Source organism: Pseudonocardia lacus (assembly GCF_018531445.1).
Lineage (GTDB): Bacteria > Actinomycetota > Actinomycetes > Mycobacteriales > Pseudonocardiaceae > Pseudonocardia > Pseudonocardia lacus.
The window spans coordinates 1-7,870 of record NZ_JAHDTH010000278.1 but is presented as its reverse complement, the minus strand read 5'-3'; the positions used below and the strand labels follow the sequence as shown (position 1 = coordinate 7,870).

Here is a 7,870-nt window from a genome sequence, read left to right as displayed (position 1 = left end):
GGGCGACGGCGGGCGGGCGCGGGACAGGGCGGCCGCGGCCGTCGGGGGTGCGCGGGTCGGGGGTGCGCGGGGCCGGGACCCGTCCGTTGGGCGGGCGGCCGTTGCCGGCCGGTCGGCCGTTCGGGGCGGGGTCGCCGCCGTCGACCTTCCACTCGATGTCGCCGGCCTGCTGCCAGCCCGGCGAGTCCCGGAACCAGGTCTCCCAGCTGCTGGCGGCCCGCTCGTTCTCGAAGCGGTGCACGATGAACCAGTCGGGCCCGGGGGCGGGCGGGGCCAGCACCTGGCCGCCGAGGTAGCCGGGCCGGTCGGCCGACTCGGCCAGCCGCAGGCGCGACCAGGCCTCGAACTCGGCCTCCTCGCCGGCCGCGACGGGGTAGCTGACCGAGATCGTGACCCCTCGCTCCGCCATCGCGCACCTCCCGACCCCGCTCGCGATGTCGCCGCGTACGCACCCGTACACGGCGCACACCGATGGTCGGGTTCATCATGACCCGTTCCGGTCAGCCGGGGGAGCGCAGGGCGCGACGAACCGCGCCCGCGGGGTCGCTACCGGTGGCGGGCGCGCACCCGCACGGCCATGAGCTTAGACTCTGCCCGGACTTCGTGAATCCGTTCACAAGGGGCCGCATGGCCGTGGCGGGTCCCGGAGGGGCGGCGTCGGCCCGACGCCCCCGGCCGGACCTCTCGCGACCAGGTCACCGCCCGTGCGACCACGGCGATGACCAGGCCCGGACGCCCGGTGGTAAGGCTTGCCTGGGTCGAGTGGGGACAGCCGCCCGACCTAGGGTCGCGGCGCCGCTGGATGCAGCAAGACCCGACGACACGACAACGCTGAGGGTGCCCAGGATGCTCGATCCCTACCTGCCGATGGTGCTGCTGTTCGCGCTGGCGGGTGCGTTCGCCCTGTTCTCGGTGACGGCCGCGCCCTACATCGGACCCCGTCGGTACAACCGCGCCAAGCTCGACGCGTACGAGTGCGGCATCGAGCCCTCGCCGGAGCCGGTGGTGGGCGGTGGCCGCATGCCGGTCGCGTACTACCTGACCGCGATGCTGTTCATCCTGTTCGACATCGAGATGGTCTTCCTCTACCCGTTCGCGGTGAGCGCGGACGCGCTGGGCCTGTTCGGGCTGGTGGAGATCGTGCTGTTCATCGTGACGGTCGGCTTCGCCTACATCTACGTGTGGCGCCGCGGCGGGCTGGATTGGAACTGAGATGGGTCTGGAAGAGCACCTCCCCAACGGCGTCCTGCTGACCAGCGTCGAGAAGCTGGTCAACTGGACGCGCAAGTCGTCGCTGTGGCCCGCCACGTTCGGGCTGGCCTGCTGCGCGATCGAGATGATGACGACCGGCGCGCCGCGCTACGACCTGGCCCGCTTCGGCATGGAGGTCTTCCGGGCCTCGCCGCGCCAGGCCGACCTGATGATCGTGGCCGGCCGGGTCAGCAACAAGATGGCCCCGGTCCTGCGCCAGATCTACGACCAGATGCCCGAGCCGCGCTGGGTGCTGGCGATGGGCGTGTGCGCGTCGTCGGGCGGCATGTTCAACAACTACGCGATCGTCCAGGGCGTCGACCACGTCGTCCCGGTCGACATGTACCTGCCGGGCTGCCCGCCGCGCCCGGAGATGCTGATGGACGCGATCCTGAAGATCCACGCCAAGATCATGGACGAGCCGCTGGGCGCCAAGCGGGCCGCCGAGCTGGCCGCCGCCGGGCACAGGACCGAGCTGGTGCCCTCGTCGATCAAGTACGCGCCGAAGGGCGAGCGCGAGGAGCGGGAGAACGCCCTGGGCGCCCCGGTCCGGCAGCGCGAGGTGGAGTCATGACCGACAGCGGGGAGCGCAAGACGACCGACGGGCGGCCCGCCGGACCCGCGGACGACACCCCCGGCACCGGGGGCACCTCCAAGGAGTCGGCCGAGCGCACCGGCGGCCCGCACTCGTCGGCCCAGGAGAGCGGCGCCGACGCCGCCGAGACGGGCATGGTGCCCGGCAGCGGCGGGGAGGTCGAGCAGACCACCGACCAGGCCGGCGTCACCCCGGAGGGCGGCACCCGCACGGCCCCCGCGGCGCGCGACCGGCAGGGCATGTTCGGCGTCAGCGGCTCCGGCGACACGTCCGGCTTCGGCGGCCTGCGGCTGCCCGGCTACGCGCCGGCCCCGGCCGAGCGGCCCTACGGCGGCTGGTTCGACGAGTTCGCCGACGACTTCGCCGAGGCGCTGCTGGAGCGCGGCATCCCGCGCGGCGCCGTCGAGCAGGTCACCGTCGACCGCGGCGAGATCACGTTCTACGTGCAGCGCGAGCACATCGTGGAGATGTGCCGGACCCTGCGCGACGACCCGGCGCTGCGCTTCGAGCTGTGCTCGTCGGTGTCCGGCGTGGACTACGGCGCCGACGTCGACCGCCGCCTGCACGTCGTCTACCACCTGCTGTCGATGACGTTCCGGCGGCGCATCCGGCTGGAGGTCGTGCTCGACGTCGACGACGCGCACGTCCCGAGCGTCGTCGAGGTCTACCCGACGGCCGACTGGCACGAGCGCGAGACCTGGGACATGTTCGGGGTGATCTTCGACGGGCACCCGGCGCTGACCCGGATCCTCATGCCGGACGACTGGGAGGGCCACCCCCAGCGCAAGGACTACCCGCTCGGTGGCATCCCGGTCGAGTACAAGGGCGCGGAGATCCCGCCCCCCGATGAGCGGCGGGCCTACTCGTGACGATCCAGGAGGCGGCGCGATGACCGACATCCGCGACGACAGCCCCGCTCCCGCCGAGGAGCGGATCACGACCGAGGGTCCGGTCTACACCGTCACCGGCGGCGACTGGGACACCCTGATCGACGCCGAGCACGAAGACCGCATCGTCATCAACATGGGCCCGCAGCACCCGTCCACGCACGGCGTGCTGCGGCTGGTGCTGGAGCTGGAGGGCGAGACCGTCCAGCAGGCCCGCTCGGTGATCGGCTACCTGCACACCGGCATCGAGAAGAACTGCGAGTACCGCACCTGGACCCAGGGCGTCACGTTCGTGACGCGGATGGACTACCTGGCGCCGATCTTCAACGAGACGGCGTACTGCCTCGGGGTGGAGAAGCTGCTCGGCGTCGAGGCGCCGCGGCGCGCGCAGGTCGCCCGGGTGCTGCTGATGGAGCTCACCCGGATCGGCTCGCACCTGGTGTGCCTGGCCACCGGCGGCATGGAGCTGGGCGCGCTCACCGGCATGACGGCCGGGTTCCGCGAGCGCGAGGAGGTCCTGCACCTGCTGGAGTTCCTCACCGGCCTGCGCATGAACCACGCCTACGTGCGCCCGGGCGGGCTGGCCCAGGACTTCCCGGACGGCTGGGCGGAGAAGGTCACCGACTTCGTCAAGGTCATGCGTTCGCGGCTGCCCGACTACGACAAGCTGCTCACCGGCCAGCCGATCTGGCGCCAGCGCCTGGAGAACGTCGGCTACCTGCCGCTGGACGGCTGCCTGGCGCTGGGCGCCACCGGCCCGATCCTGCGCTCGGCCGGCCTGCCGTGGGACCAGCGCAAGGTCGAGCCGTACTGCGGCTACGAGGAGTACGACTTCGAGGTCCCGGTGGCCACCGAGGCCGACTGCTACGCGCGCTACCGGCTGCGGGTCGCCGAGATGCACGAGTCGCTCAAGATCATCGAGCAGGCGGTGGCCAAGATGGAGCCCGGCCCGGTCATGGTGGCCGACCGCAAGATCGCCTGGCCGGCGCAGCTCACGGTCGGCGCGGACGGCATGGGCAACAGCCTCGAGCACGTCCGCAAGATCATGGGCCAGTCGATGGAGTCGCTGATCCACCACTTCAAGCTGGTCACCGAGGGCTTCGCGGTGCCGGCCGGGCAGGTGTACTCGGCGGTCGAGTCGCCGCGCGGCGAGCTGGGCTACCACCTGGTCTCCGACGGCGGCACCCGTCCGCTGCGCGTGCACGTGCGCGAACCCAGCTTCGTGAACCTGCAGACGATGCCGGCGATGAGCGAGGGCGGCATGGTCGCCGACGTCATCGCCGCCGTCGCCTCGATCGACCCCGTCATGGGAGGTGTGGACCGATGAGCGAGCTTGCGAGCGAATCACTGTCACAGCGTTCGGGGTCATCGTCGGCCGAGCTCTGCGAGGTCGTGCGATGACCCTTCCCGGGGGCAACCCTGAGATGAACGCCCCGTCCGCCGCGGCGCCGGACGAGGTCGTCTGGGAGCCGGTGGTCGACGACCCCGCCGTCGTCGCCCCGGTCTTCGACGAGCTCACCCGGCAGCGCACCAAGGAGATCATCTCCAGGTACCCGCAGCCGCGCTCGGCGCTGCTGCCGCTGCTGCACCTCGTGCAGTCGGTCGAGGGCTTCGTCAGCCAGGACGGCATCCGCTACTGCGCCGAGGCGCTGGAGCTGACCACCGCGGAGGTCTCCGCGGTGGCGACGTTCTACACGATGTACAAGCGCACGCCGTGCGGCCAGCACCTGGTCAGCGTCTGCACCAACACGCTGTGCGCGACGCTGGGCGGCGACGACATCTACGGGCGGCTGAAGGAGAAGCTGGGCGTCGGGCACGAGGAGACGGCCGGCGAGCCGGGCACCGTCGGCTCGATCACGCTGGAGCACGCCGAGTGCCTGGCCGCCTGCGACCTGGCGCCGGTGCTGCAGGTCAACTACGAGTTCTTCGACAACCAGACCGTCGAGTCGGCGGAGGCGCTGGTCGACGCGCTGCAGGCGGGGGAGAAGCCGAACCCCACCCGCGGCGCCCCGCTGACCGACTTCCGGACCGTCGAGATGGAGCTGGCCGGGGTGTTCCCCGACCTGGCCCGGTCGGTCGAGGGACCGTCGGTGGCCGATGAGACGCTGCGCGGGGCGCGGTTGGCCGCCGACCGCGGCTGGCGGGCGCCCTCGATGCCCGACTCCCCGCCCGACCTGCCGGCACTCCCGGAGAAGAAGTGACACCCCCCAGGAACGAGTCATGACGGCTGCCACCCCCACCACACCCCCCGGCCCCGACCCGCTCACCCCGGTGCTCACGAGGCGCTGGCTGTCGCCGCGGTCGTGGTCGATCGACACCTACGAGCAGCTCGAGGGCTACGAGGCGCTGCGCTACGCGCTGGGCAAGGACCCCGACCGGATCATCCAGCTGGTCAAGGACTCCGGCCTGCGCGGTCGCGGCGGCGCGGGCTTCCCCACCGGCATGAAGTGGGGCTTCATCCCGCAGGGGTCGACCGGGCCGGGCGCCAAGCCCAAGTACCTGGTGATCAACGCCGACGAGGGCGAGCCGGGCACCTGCAAGGACATCCCGACGATGATGGCCGACCCGCACTCGCTGGTCGAAGGCTGCATCATCACCAGCTACGCCATCCGGGCCAACTTCTGCGCGATCTACGTCCGCGGTGAGGCGCTGCACTGCATCCGCCGGGTGCGCCACGCCGTCGAGGAGGCCTACGCCAAGGGCTACCTCGGCAAGGACATCCTGGGCTCGGGCTTCGACCTCGACATCGTGGTGCACGCCGGCGCCGGCGCGTACATCTGCGGCGAGGAGACGGCCCTGCTGGACTCGCTGGAAGGTCGGCGCGGTCAACCCCGGCTCAAGCCCCCCTTCCCGGCCACGGCGGGGCTCTACGCCTCGCCCACCGTGGTGAACAACGTCGAGACGATCGCCTCGGTTCCGGCGATCGTCTCCGGCGGCAGCGACTGGTTCCGCGCCATGGGCAGCGAGAAGAGCCCCGGCCCGAAGATCTACTCGGTGTCCGGGCACGTCGAGAGGCCCGGCCAGTACGAGGCCCCGCTGGGCATCACGCTGCGCCAACTGCTGGAGCTGGCCGGCGGCATGAAGGACGGCGTCCCCCTGAAGTTCTGGACCCCCGGCGGGTCGTCGACGCCGATCTTCACCGCCGAGCACCTGGACGTCCCGCTCGACTTCGAGGGCGCGGCCGCGGCCGGCTCGATGCTGGGCACCACCGCGGTGCAGGTCTTCAACGAGACCGTCTCGGTGCCGTGGGCCGTCATGAAGTGGACCCAGTTCTACAAGCACGAGAGCTGCGGCAAGTGCACCCCGTGCCGGGAGGGCACCTACTGGCTGGAGCTGATCCTGGAGCGGATGGTGCGCGGCCAGGGCACCGAGGGCGACATCGAGACGCTGCTCGACGTCTGCGACAACATCCTCGGGCGCGCGTTCTGCGCCCTCGGTGACGGCGCCACCAGCCCGATCACCAGCGCGATCCAGTACTTCCGCCAGGAGTTCCTGGACCTCATCGCGGCCCAGCCCGCGGTGGCGCACCCGGATCAGCTGGCTGAGTTGAGCGGAGCTACGGCGTGACGATCGCCCCCGAGGAGAAGAAGGAAGCCCGTCCCGTCCCGGAGGGCCACGTCCGGCTGACCATCGACGGCCGAGAGGTCGACGCGCCCAAGGGCGAGCTGCTGATCCGCACCTGCGAGCGGCTCGGGATCATCATCCCCCGGTTCTGCGACCACCCCCTGCTCGACCCGGCCGGCGCCTGCCGCCAGTGCCTGGTCGAGGTGGAGATGGGCGGGCGGCCGATGCCCAAGCCGCAGGCCAGCTGCACGATGACGGTCGCCGACGGCATGGTCGTCAAGACCCAGCACTCCTCCCCGGTCGCCAAGAAGGCCCAGGAGGGGGTGATGGAGCTGCTGCTCATCAACCACCCCCTCGACTGCCCCATCTGCGACAAGGGCGGCGAGTGCCCCCTGCAGAACCAGGCGATGAGCACCGGGCGCACCGATTCGCGGTTCGTCGACGAGAAGCGCACGTTCGCCAAGCCGTTGCCGATCTCCACCCAGGTGCTGCTCGACCGCGAGCGCTGCGTGCTCTGCCAGCGCTGCACCCGGTTCTCCGAGGAGATCGCCGGCGACCCGTTCATCGACCTGCTGGAGCGCGGCGCCAACCAGCAGATCGGGGTGGCCGAGGACAAGCCGTTCCAGAGCTACATGTCGGGCAACACCATCCAGATCTGCCCGGTCGGCGCGCTCACCAGCGCCGCCTACCGGTTCCGGTCGCGCCCGTTCGACCTGGTCTCCACGCCGGGTGTCGACGAGCACACGTCCAGCGGGGCGGCGCTGCGCGTCGACACCCGCCGCGGCACGGTCCTTCGCCGGCTGGCCGGCAACGACCCCGAGGTCAACGAGGAGTGGATCGACGACAAGACCCGCTTCGCGTTCCGCTACCTGGGCTCCGCGGCCCGCATCACCCGGCCCATGGTCCGCGGCGCGGACGGCGTCCTCGCCGAGACCTCCTGGACCGATGCGCTGGAGGCGGCGGCGACGGGCCTGCTGGCCGCCCGCGAGCGGGGGATCGGGGTGCTGGCCGGCGGTCGGCTCACCCTGGAGGACGCCTACGCCTACGCGAAGTTCGCCCGGGTCGCCGCCGGCACCAACGACGTCGACTTCCGGGCCCGGCCGCACTCCGCCGAGGAGCTCGACTTCCTGGCCTCCCAGGTGGTCGGGCGCGGCCCTGAGCAGCTGAGCTACACCCGCCTGGAGGCCGCGCCCGCGGTGCTGTGCGTGGCGCTGGAGCCGGAGGAGGAGGCGCCCGTCGTCTACCTGCGGCTGCGCAAGGCCGCCCGCAAGCACGGCCAGCGGGTGTTCCACCTGGGCCAGTGGACGACGCCCGCCGTCGAGCGCACCTCGCTCCAGCTCGGCTCGGCCGCCCCGGCCGCGAAGGACAACCTCATCCCGGCCGTGCCCGGCGCCGAGCCGACGGTGCTCGCCGACCTCCCCGAGGAGGTCGTCGAGGCCCTGCGCGGCGGCGGGGTGATCCTGGTCGGCGAGCGCGCCGCCGAGGTCCCCGGCCTGTACTCGGCGGTCGCCGCGCTGGGCGAGCGCACGGGCGCGGCGATCGGCTGGGTCCCGCGCCGGGCCGGCGACCGCGG

At 72.0% G+C, this 7,870-nt stretch carries 8 protein-coding genes; 7 read left to right on the top strand and 1 reads right to left on the bottom strand.

Annotated elements, in window-relative coordinates; translation table 11 throughout:
* The coding region (locus KIK08_RS35365; RefSeq protein ID WP_214407676.1) for an antibiotic biosynthesis monooxygenase at positions 1–409 on the bottom strand (409 nt) is incomplete at its 3' end.
* A 437-nt stretch (positions 410–846) separates the two neighbouring features.
* Between KIK08_RS35365 and KIK08_RS35360 the strand changes: the two genes are divergently transcribed.
* From KIK08_RS35360 to KIK08_RS35330, 7 genes are all read left to right on the top strand, one after another.
* Positions 847–1,212: an NADH-quinone oxidoreductase subunit A gene (locus KIK08_RS35360; protein WP_214407675.1), complete on the top strand. Its 366-nt coding sequence runs from the start codon at positions 847–849 to the stop codon at positions 1,210–1,212.
* Between the two features lies 1 nt (position 1,213).
* Entirely contained in the window at positions 1,214–1,825 is a 612-nt protein-coding gene (locus KIK08_RS35355) for a NuoB/complex I 20 kDa subunit family protein (RefSeq protein WP_250558474.1), read from the top strand.
* Entirely contained in the window at positions 1,822–2,715 is an 894-nt protein-coding gene (locus tag KIK08_RS35350; RefSeq protein ID WP_250558473.1) for an NADH-quinone oxidoreductase subunit C, read from the top strand. The genes KIK08_RS35355 and KIK08_RS35350 overlap by 4 nt, the downstream gene beginning before the upstream one ends.
* A gap of 19 nt (positions 2,716–2,734) precedes the next feature.
* Positions 2,735–4,060 (top strand): NADH-quinone oxidoreductase subunit D, encoded by a 1,326-nt coding sequence (locus KIK08_RS35345; RefSeq protein WP_250558472.1) that lies wholly within the window; start codon positions 2,735–2,737, stop codon positions 4,058–4,060.
* 70 nt (positions 4,061–4,130) lie between these two features.
* Complete coding sequence (gene nuoE, locus KIK08_RS35340; protein ID WP_214407673.1) at positions 4,131–4,934, top strand: NADH-quinone oxidoreductase subunit NuoE; 804 nt, start codon at positions 4,131–4,133, stop codon at positions 4,932–4,934.
* A gap of 19 nt (positions 4,935–4,953) precedes the next feature.
* A complete protein-coding gene (nuoF, locus tag KIK08_RS35335) occupies positions 4,954–6,300 on the top strand; it encodes an NADH-quinone oxidoreductase subunit NuoF (protein WP_214407672.1) in 1,347 nt (448 codons plus the stop codon).
* On the top strand, positions 6,297–7,870 hold a 1,574-nt coding region (locus tag KIK08_RS35330), incomplete at its 3' end, for an NADH-quinone oxidoreductase subunit G (protein WP_214407671.1). The genes nuoF and KIK08_RS35330, both read left to right, overlap by 4 nt.